Below are 16,041 nucleotides of genomic sequence, written 5' to 3' on the forward strand. Positions count from 1 at the left end.
ATCGGGGCTCTCTCTCCAGCTTTTAAGTCAGTGCAGATGTCGGTGCAGAATCAAAAACGTTCCATTTATGTTGCCTACACGGGCGGTACCATAGGCATGCAAAAAACCGTTAACGGTTTCGTGCCGGTGGCGGGTTTTCTCACCCAGTGCGTGCAAGCCATGCCCGAGTTTTATCACGAGGAAATGCCCGAATTCGTCATCCACGAATATTGTCCGCTGATCGACTCGTCAAATATGTCTCCGGCCCATTGGCAAATGATTGCCGATGATATCCAGGCCAACTATGACAAGTACGACGGTTTCGTGATCCTGCACGGTACCGACACCATGGCCTACACCGCCTCGGCGCTGTCCTTTATGCTCCAGGGCCTCACCAAGCCGGTGATAGTCACAGGATCGCAAATTCCCCTGGCCCAGTTGCGCTCAGACGGTCAAACCAATCTGCTGAATGCCCTGTATATCGCCGCCAATTACCCGGTGGCCGAAGTGTGTTTGTTTTTCAACAACAAGCTGTTCCGCGGCAATCGCACCACCAAGGCTCACGCCGACGGCTTTGATGCCTTTGCCTCGCCCAATTTTCCTCTGTTGTTGGAAGCCGGGATCAAGATCAATCTCAAGGCCGGCAAAATCTGCACTGCCAGCGATGGCAATCTCAGGGTCGCCACCATAGAGCCCCATCCCATAGGAGTGGTGACACTTTACCCCGGGATCTCCACCGAGATTTTCATCAATATTTTGCAGCAACCGGTGAAAGCGCTGATCCTGCTGACCTTTGGTGTGGGCAATGCGCCCCAGGATGAAGGCCTGCTCAGGACCCTCAAGGAAGCCGATGAGCGCGGCATAGTGCTGGTCAATCTGACCCAGTGCTTCCAGGGCAAGGTGAATATGGGGGGCTATGCCACGGGCAACGCCCTGGCCAGGGCCGGAGTGATTGGCGGCGCCGACATGACCATAGAAGCCTGCCTGGCCAAGTTGCACTTCCTGCTGTCACAGCACCTTTCCAGCGAGCAAATCAAGGCCGCAATGAAGCAGAATATTGCCGGCGAGCTGACACCGGATTAGTAAAACAGATATAAAAAAGCCGGTCGTCGACCGGCTTTTTTATTCATGAAATTCAGATTTCGTCGTTGCCGAAGATGGCGATGGACTCACCACCGAAATCCCGCGCCATGCGCTTTTTCAATTCCAGCTTGGACAGATCGTTGAATACGCCATTGGCACCTATGGTCAGATGTTGATCCTGCTGCATCCGCCTTGCCTGGTACAACATCACCACCTGCAGGGTATTGTCGCGCTGCTCTTCACTGAGCACAGAGCCGTCTTCCCATTTGCCCAGCTCGACCGCCGAGCGCATCCGCTCGTACACCTCATGGGGCATTTCATCTATGATGCGATTGATATCCGTCATATGCTTTTCCGCTTATGTAACACAATTTGAACCCGAGTGATCAGGTAGCCGATAAACCCCAGACTGAAACACACGGCACCTGCCTGTACCCTTATGCCCTCGGCAGCTTCGCCGCCCCAGAACCAAATCACCACCCCGGCGATAAACAGGGTCATGGCCACAAAACTCTGGTTCATCAGTCTTTGGGTTTTCTGGATGTGGGCAATGCGCATTCTGGAATGCATATCGCCATCAACGCCGGTACTGCAATGGGCACACTGCTTGGCCTTGCTGGAAATACGTTTGCCACATACGGGACATTGGATCAGTGCCATGGCGCCTCCTTATCTGAGTTTGTCAACCACGGCCAACATGGCCAGCAGTGACGCTTCGCCCAGGTACACCGAGCGCTCGGGTGACCAGCCCACCAGGGGATCGGGCAGGTTGTCGTTATCTTTGAATGGCATTTCCAGGGTGTTTGACAGGCAATCAAATTCCTGAGCCACCCAGTTGGAGGCCACAGTCATGTTGGCCTTGCCAGGCTCGTCCTTGGTGTAACCAAACTGGCTCTGGAAATCGGCGCTGGCCAGGGTCAGAGCGGCAACGAAATCCTGTTGCAGACCGGCAAGACGCTCACCCCAGGCAGGTACGCCCTCACTGCCCGCCAGGAACACATAGGGCAAACCTTCATCGCCGTGGACATCGTAGAAGAGGTCCACACCGGTTTCTTTCATCTTGTTAACCACATGGTACACCTCTGGGCTGCGCTCCAGACTCGGGGTCTGCCACTCGCGGTTGAGGTTAACGCCTGCGGCATTGGTACGCAGGTGACCGCGCACCGAACCATCGGGATTCATGTTGGGCACTATGTAAAAGTTCGCCTTGTCGAGCAGGGACTTGGCGGTAGCACATTCGCGGTCCAGTAAGCGGTTGAGCAAACCTTCCACCAGCCATTCGGCCATGGTTTCACCCGGATGTTGACGGGCAGTGATCCAGATATTGCGTTTGGAGGGATCTTCATCACCGACTTTCACCAGAGTGATGTCGCGGCCGTCCAGGGTCAGCCCCAGGTGCTCCAGATCCACATCCGGGTGACGCTGAACCGCACTGAGCAGATCCCAGTGACGCTCATAGCTGTAGGGGGCGAAATAGGCAATCTGAATGGCGCTGCAATCCAGCTCAACGGCGATGGACAGGACCCCATTCTCGTAGCTGGTTGGCAAACGGAACCAATGCTGACGGTCGTAACTGGCTGCCGCCTGGTAGTTTTCCCAGCCCTTGGGATAGGAGGCAGTGCCGGCATTGATAATATTCAGCCGATATTGGTTACCCACCTCACCTTCAAAGCGGAAGTTGAACCATTGGTAGAATTCGCCGCCGGCATCGGGGCGAATAGCCAGTTGGATGTCGTCCTTGTTGTCTAGGTTGATGACCTGGATATTGCCACCATCAAAATTGGCACTGATGCGCATTGTCTGTTCCTGAATCGGGTTTGCGGTAACGGCGCTGCCCGGTGAAGGGAAAAGAGCCGCCTTTCTTGCGCCATAGGATAAACCAAAACGGCCCGGATTCTAAGCCCCCCGGCACTTTGGCACGGTTAAATGGGTCGGTTTGCGACTATCAGTAAGCACGGCGGCAAAAAAAGGGCCCCATCTGGGGCCCGTGGCATTACTTACCTTCTTTCATCAAGGATTTGATGTACTTGACCGGCGCACTGCCGTAGCTGAGGAACTGCTCGTGGAAGGCCTTGAGATCAAACTTGTCGCCCTGCTCTTGCTTGAGCTGTTCACGGAAATCATAGATCTCACGGTAACCGGCATAATAGCTGGTGAGCTGCACCTGGCTCAGGGTAGCGCGGCGCCATTTGCCTTCGGCCTCGGCCTGCTGCTGGAAGGCTTCTTCCGTCATCAGGCGAATGGCCTCATCCCTGTCCATACCCTTCACCTGGATGCTGTAGTCCAGAATGGTGTTGACTATCACCCTCAGGTTCCACTTGTAATACATCAACCACATTTCAGGCTCGAAATTACCGTAGCCCTGCTCCAGCATCATACGTTCGGTATAGACGGCCCACCCCTCCACCATGGCACCGTTGCCAAACAGGCTCTTGACCAGGCTCGGAGATTCGTTGGAATACACCAATTGGGTGTAGTGACCGGGAATGGCTTCGTGGATATTCAGTACCTGCAAAATCCAGTGATTGTATTCCCGCAGATAGCTTTCGGCCGACTCGTCACTCATACCATCAAGGGGCGTCACGTTGTAATAGGTATTGCCACCCTTGTCGTAGGGGCCGGGGGCGCTGACACTGGCACCGGCATAGCCGCGCATATACTCGGGCGTTTCCCGAACCACCAGAGGTTTGTTGGGGTCGAGGGTCAACAACCGGTGTTGATTGACAAATTCCACCAGGGTTGGGATCTGTGCCCTCACCTCGGCGACAAAGTCATCACGCTTCACATGGTTGGCCGACAACTTGTCTATCATCTGGCGGATGGCAATTTTCGGCTCTGAAGGCATGGGCTCACTGAAGTACTTGTCCCAGATTTGGGCAGTGAGCTTGGCCATTTCGGCCTGTACCCTGTCCTTGTCCGCGAGAGCCTTCTGATACAGCTCATTGGCGGTCATGCCGGACTGGATGTCATAGGCAAACTTCTGCTCATAGAGGGCTTCGCCAATACGGAAATCCTTGGCGCCGTCCTGTTTCAGACTGGCAATCAATTGCTCCAGCCAGCTGTTGTGCTCCTTAATGGCATCAACCGCCGCTTGATAGCGGGTTTGGAACAAGGCCTTATCGGCATCGCTGAGTCCGGAGGCGGCAACTTTGGCCACCAGCTCATCATTGAGTACCGAAAACGCCCCCTGGTTTTGCTGCAGTGCCAACTCGGTATGTTCCAGGGTTGGGTTGACTATGTTCGCCCGGGCAGCTGCATAGTAGGCGGGCACATTTTCCAGGCGGGACACCAGACTCTTCAATCGGCTATCCAGTGGCGCATACTCTTCGTTAATCAGCTGGGCGAAACCACCGGCGACATTGTAACCGGACGGATCCCACTGCCAGGATTTAAAGGTCTGTTGCTCCCAGGCCATGCTGGCAAGCAGGTTTTCGATCAGGCGGTAATCAATCAATTCACCGGCGCTGAGCTTGCCGGTATCAAACTGGCTGAGTGCTTTTTGCTGGGCGGTGACAAAGGCCAGGGTTTGGGCCATGGTCTGTTCATTGGGGATCTGCAGCAAACCGTCATAGTCGTGGACACCACTGTAAAGTGCCCAGGTGGGCGCCACTTGCCACAGGGCATCAATAAAGCGGTGACTGAATGCGGCAAAGTCCTGCACCTGGCTCACTGCCTGGGGCGCGCTCGCCTCCGGTGCAACCTTGTCCTGAGGGTTGCAGCCGCTCAGGGAGCCCACGCCGGCCAGAGCCAGCGCCATGACGAGAAATGATTTTTTCATGCTTGTCCTTGTTGTCGTTTTGGCATCAAAGGCGACAGTAAAACACGGCAGCAACAAAAACTTAAGACGAAAAAGACCGGATTCATCTTTTGTTACCAAAATAACAAAAGCGGCGTTACGCGTGGGCGGGAAAGATAAACAGCTGAAAAACAAAACGGGGATCAGCTAAGCTGATCCCCGTCTCTAAATGTGGCGGTGAGGGAGGGAGTCGAACCCTCGATACGTTTCCGTATACACACTTTCCAGGCGTGCTCCTTCGGCCACTCGGACACCTCACCATATTGTCATCGACCGGGCGCATATCTCGCTTTCCCCTGTCGACGGAGCGGTACTTTACGCAAAAGCCCAGGCAGGGTCAAGCAAAAAAGTACAAGGATTATGTGTTTGCACACTTGCTAAGCAAACCGCTGATTTAAGCGCCAATATTGCCTTTGCCCAGCTTGAATTTAGCCACTTCCCTGGACATCAGCTCCACTTCCTCCAGCAGCTTGTCATTCAGGCTGCCCAGTGATTCGGCAACCGCTTGCGTATTTTGATAGATCTCACTTATCCGCAGCGCATTGCGGTTCACTTCTTCAGCCACCGCGGATTGTTCATGGGTGGCCGTTGCTATCTGCTCGTTCATGGAATCTATGACGCCCACATGTTTGGCGATACGCTCCAGCTCCTTGCCGGCCTTTTCGGCCTCGGCAACGCTGGAACCCGCCTGTTGCTGACCGCGTTGCATGGCATCAACCGCCACCACGGCACCGCTCTTTAGCCGCTCTGTCATGGTACGTATATCCGTGGTGGATGCCTGGGCCCGCTGTGCCAGGGTACGCACCTCATCGGCCACCACGGCAAAACCCCGGCCCATCTCCCCTGCCCGCGCCGCCTCTATGGCCGCATTCAGTGCCAACAAATTGGTTTGCTCGGCGATGCTGCTGATAACCTCAAGCACACTGACTATGCCCTGAATGTCAACATCAAGCCTGTGGATGGCATCGGCGGCGAGATCTATGTCATGGGCCAGAGCCGAGATGGAACGGCCGGTTTCCTGTACCTCCTGGCTCCCCTTGTTGGCCTCTTCGCTGGCCTTGTTGGAGGCAGTGCTGGCCTCCACCGCGCTGGAGGCTATTTCATTGACCGTGGCCGTCATCTGGGTCATAGCCGAGGCCACCTGCTGAGCTTCGTCGTGGCCCTGAGCCACATCGGTGCGCATTTGCTGCGAGAAGGCCTCCATTTGCTGCACCGCCTCTGCCACCTGGGCACTGTTGCTGTTGACCCTGATAATGATCCGCTCGAAGTCTTCCATCATAGCGTTATAGGCCTTGGCCAATTGACCAAACTCATCCTCACTGCGGTGCCCTATGCGTGTGGTCAGATCGTGCCTGTCCCTCGCATGGCGGATCTGACCGACAATGCCATCCACCGTCTTATGCAGGTAATGCATCACGGTCAGGCTCAGCACCACCACCAGGGCCAGGACCAGCACCAGTGAGGTGCCAACCCACATCAGCACCTGATTGGCCGCGGCCATACGAATGGTCATCATGTCGCCAAGTTCCTTGGCAAGCATTTTTTCGGTTGCATACAGGCTGTTAATTCTGTCGGTGGACATGGAAAACCACTCTTCCGCCGACTGGCCGCGGATTTTTGCGCTGTCCTGCGACAGTGCCAGTTCCCGGGCGGCCTCAACCTGACTGAACTCGGATCCGCTTTGCAGCCGGCGCCAGCTTTCCTGCCAGGCATCTGGAGCCAGGGCATTGAAACGTTCCGCATAGGTGCGCTGTTCGGATACCAGATTGATAAAGCGATTGAACATTCCCGGCTTAAAGCCCTCGGTGCCGAAGGTGGAGCTCAGCACCGCCCGTTCAATCCCGGCGCGTTCCTTCATCTGCAGATAGGCGCTGAATGAGGCCAGGGCCACGGCCAGCGATTGATCCCGTCCCTGCTTAACACTTTCATCCACTATGCCCAGCAGCAAGGCATTGACCTCGGTGTAATAGGCCACCGCCTGAGGAACCGCCACAGTCAGATCATCCACTTGATTGCGCATGGCAGCCAGACGGACCAATTGCTGTGTTGCACTGTTGATGTCTGCCGCCACACCGGCAGGGAAATCATTGCCTGCGATAAAGCGTTGAAACTCATTGCGCCTGTCATCGGTTAAACGACGCTGTCCGGGAAGTTGATTTGCAAAGGCTTTGCCCGATGAACCGAGAAAACCGGCACTCATGCCACGCTCTTTTTGCAGCTCGTGTACCAGGGCACTGTTGCTCACCGCAAGTTCGGTTAACTGCTGCACCTGTGCCAGAGACTGTTTGTCATCCCAGGCATCCCTGAGCATTAGACTGCCGTAGATCAAGTACCCAAGCAGTGAGGGCATGACCACCATTAAAAGTTTTTGTTTGAGGCTGAGATTGCCTATCCATTGCCAGTTCATAAAGATCCCTTTATTGATGCGGTTGTGGACGAGTCTACCTCAGCAAGTCTAGACGCCACATACGCCTTTGGTAGGGTAACTGGCCAAAAAAAAGCCCACCTTCAGGTGGGCTTTTCGGTATCTGAGGCTCAGGCATTACCTTTGAGCTGCATGTTCAGTCCCTTGGCAAAATCCAGCATACGATCCAGCGGGATCAAGGCCTTATGACGAAGGTTTTCATCCACATGGATCTCGTGGTTTTCCATATCGCTGCCGCTCAGTGCCGCCTCAATTGCCTTGAGGCCGTTCATGGCCATCCAGGGACAATGGGCGCAGCTGCGACAGGTGGCACCGTTACCGCCGGTGGGCGCTTCAATCAGCGTCTTGCCCGGGGCCGCCTGCTGCATCTTGTAGAAGATGCCCCTGTCGGTGGCGACTATGAAGGTGTCATTGTCCATGGTCTGGGCGGCACGGATCAGCTGACTGGTGGAGCCCACGGCGTCGGCCATCTCGACCACACTCGCAGGCGACTCTGGATGAACCAACACGGCCGCATCGGGATACTGGGCCTTGAGTTCCCGCAAAGCCTTGGCCTTGAACTCATCATGGACGATACACTCACCCTGCCACAGCAACATGTCGGCGCCGGTTTGCTTGGCAATATAGCTGCCAAGGTGTCTGTCCGGTCCCCAGATGATCTGCTTGCCTTCGCTGTCCAGGTGCTCAACGATTTCCAGCGCTATGCTGGAGGTTACCACCCAGTCGGCGCGGGCCTTAACGGCCGCCGAGGTGTTGGCATACACCACCACGGTATGATCCGGATGAGCATCGCAGAAGGCGCTGAAGGCGTCTTCGGGGCAACCGAGATCCAAAGAACAGGTGGCTTCCAGGGTGGGCATCAGCACGGTTTTTTCGGGGCTGAGGATCTTGGCGGTTTCGCCCATAAATTTCACCCCGGCCACAATCAAGGTCTTGGCAGCATGATCGCGGCCAAAACGCGCCATCTCCAGCGAATCTGACACGCAGCCACCGGTTTCCTCGGCCAGGGCCTGGATCTCGGGATCGGTATAGTAGTGCGCTACCAATACCGCATCGCGCTCCTTAAGCAAGGTCTTGATCCTGGCCTTGTAGTCGGCCTTCTCGGCATCGCTCAAGGGGACAGGCTTGGGAGGAAATGGATACTGAATGCTTTCGATAATTGGGGCAAGCTGACTCATGTTGGTTCCACCGTCTGACAACTGGGGCGAATTATACGAAATTGAGCTGCAAAGATTAACCCATTTTATGGCGGTGGGCCCAAAAAGCCTGCGGCACGGCGGCCGCAGCGCTTGCCAATTGAACACATGAGCCAATAAAAAAGGACGCCGCAGCGTCCTTTTTTGATGCCCGACCATCAATGCATGGCCAGCAGCATCTCCTGTGGGTTTTCCAGGTACTGTTTCCACAGGTTACAGAAGCGGGCAATGGTGCCGCCGTCGATAACCCTGTGATCCCCGGACCAGCTGACCTGCATGATCTTGCGGGCCTGCACGCTGCCATCGGCAGCAAAGCGTGGCAGGGTTTGCACCTTGCCAAGGGCCACAATGGCCACTTCCGGCTTGTTGATGATGGGGGTTGCCACAGTGCCACCCAGAGCGCCAATGTTGGAGATGGAGATGGTTCCGCCCTTGATATCCGCCGGCGCCACGCGACCGCTGCGGGCGCTGTCCGTCAGACGGGTGATTTCCGCTGCCACTTCCAGGATGGACTTGTTCTGTACATCCTTGACGTTAGGCACCAACAGACCCACCTTGGAGTCTACCGCCATGCCGATGTTGTGGCTGCTCTTATAAGTCAGCTCGGTACAATCTGCATTCACCTGGCTGTTCAGCACAGGGAATTGCTTGAGCGCCAGTGACATGGACTTCATAAAGAAGGGCATCATGGTCAGCTTGAGCTCATCAGAGCTGTACTTGGTCTTCATGGCTTCACGCAGGGCGATAAGATCGGTCAGATCTATCTCTTCGCAGTAGGTGAAGTGCGGGATGCTGGACACAGAGTCCATCATCTGGCGCGCCATGGCGGCCTGAACACCGCGGATAGCGACAACTGTATCGGCTGCGGCTGGTGCAACAGCGGCAGCTGCGGCTACAGGAGCAGTCGCTGTTTGCGGCTGGGCTGAAGCCTGCACAGCAGGCTGTCCAGAGACAAAGCGCTGCACATCTTCCTTGTACACCCGGCCGTGTTTGCCGCTGCCGGGCACCTTGGACAGATCCACATCCAGGCTGCGGGCAAGACGGCGCACCGCGGGGCTCGCCAGGGCTTTACCTTGGGCAACGGGCGTTACCGCTGCGTTGCAGGCGGCAGCCTGAGATGCGACTTGTGTACCGGCATGCGAAGCAACAACAGCGCCGGCGGCACCTTCCACTTCGATGGCGTACAGGGGCGCATGCACCTTGGCCAGTTGGCCCTTGCGATAATGCAGTTTGACTATCTTGCCGGGTTTGATGGCAGGGATTTGCACCAGGGCCTTGTCGGTCATCACGTCGGCGATGGGTTGGTCTTCCACCACCATATCGCCTTCGGCAACCAGCCACTCCACCAGTTCACACTCAACAATGCCTTCACCTATGTCCGGCAGCAGGAATTCTTCCACCGCGGCGCCGCTAGCCGCAACCGCAGGAGCGGCAGTAGGAGTTTGCACGGCTGCGGCTGGAGCTGAGGCTTCGGCTTCACCGCCGATATCCACGGCGTACAGCGGCGCATGCACCTTGGCAATATCGCCCTTGGCGTAATAGAGCTTGCTGATCACACCGGCAAAGGGGGCCGGGATCTGCACCAGGGCCTTGTCGGTCATCACGTCACAAACCGGCTGGTCTTCGGCCACAGTGTCACCTTCGGCAACCAGCCACTCCACCAGTTCGCACTCAACCACACCCTCACCGATATCCGGCAATATAAAATCTTTAATCATACCGGACTCCTAGAATGCGACGCAGGCCTTGATGGCTTCAAAGGTCTTGAGCGCATCGGGCATATATTCTTTTTCGTGGATCAGCGGATACGGGGTATCCAGACCACACACACGGGCAATGGGTGATTCCAGGTACAGGAAGCATTCTTCCTGTATGGTGGCGGCGATTTCGCCGGCAAAACCACCGGTCAGCGGCGCTTCGTGGTTAATCAGCAAACGGCCGGTTTTCTTCACCGACTCGGCAACCGTGTCCACATCCCAGGGTGACAGGGTGCGCAGGTCGATAACCTCGCAGGAAATGCCTTCGGCAGCGGCCATTTCGGCGGCCTTCTCCAGGATTTCCATCTGGGCGCCCCAGCCAAGCAGGGTGATGTCTTTGCCCTGCTGGAGTACTTCGGCCTTGCCCAGTTCGATTTCGTAATCCCCTTCCGGCACTTCGCCAACGGAAGCGCGGTAGAGACGCTTGGGTTCAAAGAACACCACAGGGTTGGGGTCACGGATGGACGCCAGCAGCAAGCCCTTGGCCTGATAGGCGTTACGGGGCACTACAACCTTGAGACCCGGGGTACCGGTGAAGTAGGCTTCAGGTGATTGCGAGTGGTAATGACCACCGGCAATACCGCCACCGTAAGGGGTACGGAAGGTCAAACCGCCGACGTTGAATTCGTTACCTGAGCGGTAACGGAACTTGGCGCTCTCGTTCACTATCTGGTCGAACGCCGGGAAGATGTAGTCTGCGAACTGGATCTCGGCTACCACAGTCATGCCATTGGAGGCCAGACCGTTGGCAAAACCGGCGATACCCTGCTCGGTCAGCGGCGTGTTGAAGCAACGCGCGCGGCCGAAGGTATCCTGCAGACCGGATGTGGCACGGAATACACCACCGAAGTGGCCCACGTCCTCACCGAACACCGTCATGGTGGAGTCTTTTTCCATCGCAATGCGCAGGGCACTGTTGATGGCATGCAACATATTCATTTCAGCCACGGCTTACAGCCTCCCTGAGGTTTTTGGATAGGATTGAGGGTACTTTTTGACATGCTCTTTCAGCGCATCCAGCTGCTTTTGCAGCAGCGGTGTCGGCTTGTCGTACACATCCTCAATGATTTCCTCAAGCAGTGGCGCAGGCACCTTTTCGGCAACCTTCACCGCCGCCAGCACCTCTTCACGGTACTTCTCGTACAGGGCAACATCTTCGGCTTCGGTCATCCAGCCCTTGTTGATCAGCCACAGCTTGAAGCGCTTGACCGGATCGTGTTCACGCCACTTGGCTTCTTCTTCCTTGGAACGGTATCCGGATGGATCGTCGGAGGAAGAGTGAGCGCCCAGACGGTAGGTCATGGCTTCAATCAACACAGGGGCATTGTTTTCCACCGCGTAGGCCCGGGCCTGTTGGGTGGCAGCCAGCACCGCCAGCATATCGTTGCCGTCAACACGTATGGTGTGCATGCCATAACCCACACCGCGGCTGGCAATACCGTTACCGGCAAATTGCTCTTCGGTTGGGGTGGAAATGGCGTAGCCGTTGTTGCGGCAGAAGAAGATCACCGGCGATTTCAACACGGCGGCCATGTTGAGACCGGCATGGAAGTCCCCTTCCGAGGCGGCGCCTTCACCGAAGTAGCATACGGCGACATTGCGCTGGCCCTTCAGTTTCAGGCTGTAGCCCACACCCGTGGCCTGGGGAATTTGCGTGCCCAGGGGGGAAGAAATGGTTTGATAGTTCAGCGCGGCGCAGCCGTAGTGGATGGGCATCTGCCGACCCTTGCCGAGATCTTTCTCGTTGCTGAACATCTGGTTCATGAACTGTTCTGTGCTGAAACCGCGATAGCGCAGCGCAGCATGCTCACGGTATTGGGCCAGGATGATGTCGTTATCATCCAGTGCGGCGACGCTGCCAACGATGGCGGCTTCTTCACCGGTACAGGTCATGTAGAAACTGATCCGTCCCTGACGCTGGGCACCGAGCATGCGCTCGTCCAGAACCCGGGTAAAGACACAGGCATCGTGGATACGATTGGCCAGAGCCTCATCGATTTGAGGCAGCACGGCCTGTTCAAAGGTGGTACCGTCGGCTTGGAGAATTTTCAACACAGGGATAGCAAGCGACTCCCTGTCCAGAAAGGCGACGCGATGCACCGTTTCGCTATTCGTTGTTGCGTTGCTCATAATTTGCTCTTGTTATTGGTGGCCGGCGCAGCACGCCCTGCCAGTTGCTAAAACGCGGACTGAACATTACGTTAACGTAAACTACCTATCAACCATTGGCACCCGTCCGGCGCCAACTTAGGACCGGATCGGATGTATAAATTGGTTTACAAGCTTAGCGTACGTCCGGCGCCTGTGCCGCTGTCAGCATGATCACAGTGCGCTGCCCCACGGGGACCTTGGCGTTGGGAAACACCACGGCCTCGCTGTCGAGCTCCACCCTGATGTCCTTGCCCCCTTCCCTTGCAAGCACAAAGCCCTTGGGGAAAGAGGTAAAGTTCTCGACATCGGAGGCAAAGGTAAATTCAAAGTCTTCGGCCTGCTTATTGATCACCCGGCACACCTGATACAGGTTGACCTTGTCAGGGCCATAGCTTTCCAGCTCCAGGTCCCGGCCGCAAATCAGTCGGCTCAGCATCTCGCGGGTGGCAATAAAGCGGGTCATGTCGTTCTGGCCCATGGGATAGACCTTGCCCAGCTCTATGGTGAAGGCATCGGCGCCATAATTCTCGGAAGAGAAATAGCTGAAGGTGGTGGTCGGCTCATGATGGAACAGAACTGTATCCACCCCGGCGGCCTTGAGGAACATGATCTGTTCGGCGCTGTACGCGCGGCCCGGACGGTAGGGATAGATGGCAAATTTTTCGTGCTTGGAACCCCGGATAGCGGTATGCAGATCGTAATGAATGCGCTGCGCCCCTTCACGGGCACGGAAGAAACGATCCACATAGGTTTCCAGCTTACGGGCGCGGATCCGCTCCGGATTCACCAGCCCGGGGCCGCGGGAATGCTCGCCGCTGAACAGGCGGTTCATGTTCTCATCCACTATGCGGGTGCCGTTGTTGATGGCGGCCGGATTGCCGATGAGAAACAGGGTGCGCTCACCTACCCGGATTTTGTCTTCCAGCAGATCGCGGATAAGACCGTTGCACAGTTCTATGGGGGCGGTTTCGTTGCCGTGAACGCCGCAGGACAGCACCACATCTTTGTTGGCGACTTGCTGCAATGGCTGAAACAGGATCACGCCCGTGTCCCAGACATCGACCCGGGTATGTTCGCCTATGTCGAAGCCAAAGGGTTCGGGAAAGCTTTGGGGATTGGCCAGGGTCAGGGCCAGGAAATCTTTGGTTTTAAGCAAAGTGTCGAGCACAGCGAATTCTCCTTGTTCATCCGTAACGGCGGTGGGCACAAACGGGACTAATACTAACATAAGTGGCTGAGGTGTCAGCTATCCCTTTCGCTGCCTTACCGGTTGAGGACAAGGTCTTACTTCTGCCCTACTGCTGTACGCATGTTTCTACGCTTGCTTTTCCTTTTGCATTGCTCTTGCATTTGTCTTGGCATTTGCTCACAATATTTAGCCATCCAGACATCCATTATTTTGCGAGAGATTCATGTCAGCACAAGATACCTCCCTGGCCACCTTCGGCGCCGGCTGCTTTTGGGGCGTGGAATATTTCTTCCGCCAGGTCCCCGGCGTGCTTAATGCCACCTGCGGTTACATGGGCGGCAACAACCAGGCCACCACCTATGAAGAGGTTAAAAAAGGCAAAACCGGCCATGCGGAAGTGGTGCAGGTGGAATTCGATCCCACTCGGGTCAGTTATGAAGAGCTGCTGCAGGTGTTCTGGAAAAACCACAATCCCACCAGTCTCAATCAACAGGGTGGCGACATAGGCACCCAATACCGCAGCACCATTTTCTTTCACGACAAGCAGCAAAAGGCCGAAGCCGAAGAATCCAAACTGGCGCTGGCCCGCTCCGGCAAATGGGGCATTCGCCACATAGTGACCGAGATAGTGCCGCTGCAGCAGTTCCACCGTGCCGAGGAATACCATCAGGACTATATCCAGAAGAACAATCTGCCGAGCTGCCACCTGGAATACTGATTGGCTTTTCGATCATAAGTACAAAAAGCCGAAAGCAAGGTAAAAGAAAACGCGCCCAAGGGCGCGTTTTTTTATGTCTTAATGGTTCAGCCCTTGAGGGCGGCGCCAATCAAGGCCTGGGCCTCGGCTATCAGCTCTGCCAGATGGACTTCGCTGACAAAACTCTCGGCATAGAGCTTAAACAATGGCTCCGTGCCAGAGGGGCGCGCCGCAATCCAGCCATTGGCCGTGACAATCTTGATGCCGCCGATGGCGGCACCGTTGCCCGGTGCATGGGTCAGCACCTCGAGTATGGCATCGCCGCCCAGGGTGCTGGCATTGAGGCTGTCGCCATTGAGTCCGGCAAACTTGGCCTTCATCTTGGCATTGAGCGGACTGTCGATACGGCGATAGAAGCTGCGACCATGTTTTGCCGCCAGCGCCTCATAACGCTCGGCGGGCGTCTGGCCGGTGACAGCCAAAATTTCCGCCGCCAGCAGCGCCAGAATAAAGCCGTCCTTGTCGGTACACCAGGTACCGCCATCACGGCGCAGGAAGGCGGCGCCGGCGCTTTCTTCACCGCCAAAGGCCACGGTGCCGTTCGCCAGCCCATCCACAAACCACTTGAAGCCCACCGGCACTTCCATTAAAGGCCGGCCATGGGCGGCGCAGACCTTGTCGATGAGGGCGCTGGACACCAAAGTCTTGCCGATGGCGAGGTTTTCGGCCCAGCCGGGTCTGTGACCCAGAAGGTAATCTATGGCCACCGCCAGGAAGTGATTGGGATCCATCAGGCCACTGCCGGGGCAGACTATGCCGTGACGGTCGTAGTCCGGGTCGTTGCCGACACAGATATCAAACTTGTCCTTGTGGGCCAGCAGACCCGCCATGGCATGGGGCGAGGAGCAGTCCATGCGGATCTTGCCGTCCTTGTCCAGGGTCATAAAGCCGAAGGTCGGGTCGACCCTGTTGTTGACGACCGTAATGTCCAAACCATAGCGCTTGGCTATTCTGTCCCAGTAATAGATGCCAGAGCCGCCCAGGGGGTCAACGCCGATGCGTACTTTGGCCCTGGCTATGGCCTCCATGTCTATGACCTGGGCCAGATCGTCTACGTAAGGGCCGATAAGATCCTTGTGTTTGAGCAGCGGCATGGCGCGGGCCACGCTGTAATTAACCCGTCTGACGCCATCGAGATTGTGTGCCAGGTAGTGGTTGGCACGGGTCTCAATCCAGGAGGTGATCTCCCCTTCGGCGGGGCCACCGTGCGGCGGATTGTACTTGATGCCTCCGTCCTGGGGCGGATTGTGGGACGGGGTGATGATCAAGCCATCAGACAATTCGTTGCTGTTGGCGTTGCGGTTAGCGCAAAGAATGGCGTGTGACACCACGGGCGTAGGGGTAAAGCTGTCATTTTCCTGGGCAATGACACACACCTGGTTGGCCACAAGCACCTCGATGGCACTGACATAAGCGGCCTGTGACAGTGCGTGGGTATCCATGCCGAGATAAAGGGGACCTTGAATACCCGCCTGCTTGCGGTAGTCCACCACGGCCTGGGTGATGGCCAGGATATGTCGCTCGTTAAAGCTGTTCAAAAAAGCACAGCCCCTGTGGCCCGAGGTGCCAAAACTCACCCGCTCCGCCGGATTGCCGGCATCCGGCACCAGGCGGAAATAGTGGCTCATGAGTTTGGGGATATTGACCAGATCCTGTTGCTGTGCCAGGGTACCGGCGCGCTCGTGTATTGCCAAAACCATTACTCCTT

Annotated in this window: 14 protein-coding genes and 1 tRNA gene; 3 read left to right on the forward strand and 12 right to left on the reverse strand. The window is 56.4% G+C overall.

What is annotated here, in order from left to right; translation table 11 throughout:
• Positions 1 to 96 precede the first annotated feature (96 nt).
• Complete coding sequence (ansA, locus tag JYB84_RS09055) at positions 97 to 1,062, forward strand: asparaginase (protein WP_407696028.1); 966 nt, start codon at positions 97 to 99, stop codon at positions 1,060 to 1,062.
• A 52-nt stretch (positions 1,063 to 1,114) separates the two neighbouring features.
• Here the strand turns inward: ansA and JYB84_RS09060 are convergent, their stop codons facing one another.
• The 4 genes from JYB84_RS09060 to JYB84_RS09075 form a co-directional block, all read right to left on the reverse strand.
• Positions 1,115 to 1,408 (reverse strand): YeaC family protein, encoded by a 294-nt coding sequence (locus JYB84_RS09060; RefSeq protein ID WP_207319792.1) that lies wholly within the window; start codon positions 1,406 to 1,408, stop codon positions 1,115 to 1,117.
• Positions 1,405 to 1,722 carry a zinc ribbon domain-containing protein gene (locus tag JYB84_RS09065; protein ID WP_207319793.1) on the reverse strand — a complete coding sequence of 106 codons (318 nt, stop codon included), beginning with the start codon at positions 1,720 to 1,722 and terminating at the stop codon, positions 1,405 to 1,407. Before JYB84_RS09065 ends, JYB84_RS09060 begins: the two co-directional genes overlap by 4 nt.
• 9 nt (positions 1,723 to 1,731) lie before the next feature.
• Positions 1,732 to 2,859, reverse strand: coding sequence for a M14 family metallopeptidase (locus tag JYB84_RS09070; protein WP_207319794.1), 1,128 nt, complete (start codon positions 2,857 to 2,859; stop codon positions 1,732 to 1,734).
• A gap of 196 nt (positions 2,860 to 3,055) precedes the next feature.
• Positions 3,056 to 4,840: a DUF885 domain-containing protein gene (locus JYB84_RS09075; RefSeq protein ID WP_207319795.1), complete on the reverse strand. Its 1,785-nt coding sequence runs from the start codon at positions 4,838 to 4,840 to the stop codon at positions 3,056 to 3,058.
• Between JYB84_RS09075 and JYB84_RS09080 the strand changes: the two genes are divergently transcribed.
• Positions 4,839 to 5,009 carry a hypothetical protein gene (locus JYB84_RS09080; protein WP_207319796.1) on the forward strand — a complete coding sequence of 57 codons (171 nt, stop codon included), beginning with the start codon at positions 4,839 to 4,841 and terminating at the stop codon, positions 5,007 to 5,009. The genes JYB84_RS09075 and JYB84_RS09080 overlap by 2 nt on opposite strands.
• 21 nt (positions 5,010 to 5,030) lie before the next feature.
• Here JYB84_RS09080 and JYB84_RS09085 read toward each other — a convergent pair.
• The 7 genes from JYB84_RS09085 to astE form a co-directional block, all read right to left on the reverse strand.
• Positions 5,031 to 5,118 (reverse strand) — tRNA-Ser (locus JYB84_RS09085).
• Positions 5,119 to 5,252: 134 nt separating this feature from the next.
• On the reverse strand, positions 5,253 to 7,265 hold the full coding sequence (locus JYB84_RS09090) for a methyl-accepting chemotaxis protein (RefSeq protein WP_207319797.1): 2,013 nt from the start codon (positions 7,263 to 7,265) through the stop codon (positions 5,253 to 5,255).
• Positions 7,266 to 7,393: 128 nt separating this feature from the next.
• Positions 7,394 to 8,461, reverse strand: a complete 1,068-nt coding sequence (gene nadA, locus JYB84_RS09095; RefSeq protein ID WP_207319798.1) for a quinolinate synthase NadA — start codon at positions 8,459 to 8,461, stop codon at positions 7,394 to 7,396.
• 176 nt (positions 8,462 to 8,637) lie between these two features.
• The gene (locus tag JYB84_RS09100) at positions 8,638 to 10,197 is read right to left on the reverse strand and encodes a dihydrolipoyllysine-residue acetyltransferase (RefSeq protein ID WP_207319799.1); all 1,560 of its coding nucleotides are present in this window, start codon (positions 10,195 to 10,197) and stop codon (positions 8,638 to 8,640) included.
• A 9-nt stretch (positions 10,198 to 10,206) separates the two neighbouring features.
• Positions 10,207 to 11,184: an alpha-ketoacid dehydrogenase subunit beta gene (locus JYB84_RS09105; protein WP_207319800.1), complete on the reverse strand. Its 978-nt coding sequence runs from the start codon at positions 11,182 to 11,184 to the stop codon at positions 10,207 to 10,209.
• A gap of 3 nt (positions 11,185 to 11,187) precedes the next feature.
• Positions 11,188 to 12,366, reverse strand: a complete 1,179-nt coding sequence (locus JYB84_RS09110) for a thiamine pyrophosphate-dependent dehydrogenase E1 component subunit alpha (RefSeq protein ID WP_207319801.1) — start codon at positions 12,364 to 12,366, stop codon at positions 11,188 to 11,190.
• Between the two features lie 154 nt (positions 12,367 to 12,520).
• Positions 12,521 to 13,555 (reverse strand): succinylglutamate desuccinylase, encoded by a 1,035-nt coding sequence (gene astE, locus JYB84_RS09115; protein WP_207323164.1) that lies wholly within the window; start codon positions 13,553 to 13,555, stop codon positions 12,521 to 12,523.
• A 244-nt stretch (positions 13,556 to 13,799) separates the two neighbouring features.
• Between astE and msrA the strand changes: the two genes are divergently transcribed.
• Positions 13,800 to 14,294 (forward strand): peptide-methionine (S)-S-oxide reductase MsrA, encoded by a 495-nt coding sequence (gene msrA, locus JYB84_RS09120; protein ID WP_207319802.1) that lies wholly within the window; start codon positions 13,800 to 13,802, stop codon positions 14,292 to 14,294.
• 86 nt (positions 14,295 to 14,380) lie between these two features.
• On the opposite strand, the gene pgm is transcribed toward msrA, so the two are convergent.
• On the reverse strand, positions 14,381 to 16,027 hold the full coding sequence (pgm, locus tag JYB84_RS09125) for a phosphoglucomutase (alpha-D-glucose-1,6-bisphosphate-dependent) (RefSeq protein WP_207319803.1): 1,647 nt from the start codon (positions 16,025 to 16,027) through the stop codon (positions 14,381 to 14,383).
• Between the last annotated feature and the right edge of the window lie 14 nt (positions 16,028 to 16,041).

Origin of the sequence: Shewanella cyperi, assembly GCF_017354985.1 — a bacterium.
Lineage (GTDB): Bacteria > Pseudomonadota > Gammaproteobacteria > Enterobacterales > Shewanellaceae > Shewanella > Shewanella cyperi.

Excerpts from the sequence above, each read along its gene's own strand:
- ansA (WP_407696028.1), top strand. The coding sequence starts at position 97 with ATGCAAAAAACCGTTAACGGTTTCGTGCCGGTGGCGGGTTTTCTCACC.
- JYB84_RS09060 (WP_207319792.1), bottom strand. The coding sequence starts at position 1,408 with ATGACGGATATCAATCGCATCATAGATGAAATGCCCCATGAGGTGTAC.
- JYB84_RS09065 (WP_207319793.1), bottom strand. The coding sequence starts at position 1,722 with ATGGCACTGATCCAATGTCCCGTATGTGGCAAACGTATTTCCAGCAAG.
- JYB84_RS09070 (WP_207319794.1), bottom strand. The coding sequence starts at position 2,859 with ATGCGCATCAGTGCCAATTTTGATGGTGGCAATATCCAGGTCATCAAC.
- JYB84_RS09080 (WP_207319796.1), top strand. The coding sequence starts at position 4,839 with ATGCTTGTCCTTGTTGTCGTTTTGGCATCAAAGGCGACAGTAAAACAC.
- JYB84_RS09075 (WP_207319795.1), bottom strand. The coding sequence starts at position 4,840 with ATGAAAAAATCATTTCTCGTCATGGCGCTGGCTCTGGCCGGCGTGGGC.
- JYB84_RS09090 (WP_207319797.1), bottom strand. The coding sequence starts at position 7,265 with ATGAACTGGCAATGGATAGGCAATCTCAGCCTCAAACAAAAACTTTTA.
- nadA (WP_207319798.1), bottom strand. The coding sequence starts at position 8,461 with ATGAGTCAGCTTGCCCCAATTATCGAAAGCATTCAGTATCCATTTCCT.
- JYB84_RS09100 (WP_207319799.1), bottom strand. The coding sequence starts at position 10,197 with ATGATTAAAGATTTTATATTGCCGGATATCGGTGAGGGTGTGGTTGAG.
- JYB84_RS09110 (WP_207319801.1), bottom strand. The coding sequence starts at position 12,366 with ATGAGCAACGCAACAACGAATAGCGAAACGGTGCATCGCGTCGCCTTT.
- msrA (WP_207319802.1), top strand. The coding sequence starts at position 13,800 with ATGTCAGCACAAGATACCTCCCTGGCCACCTTCGGCGCCGGCTGCTTT.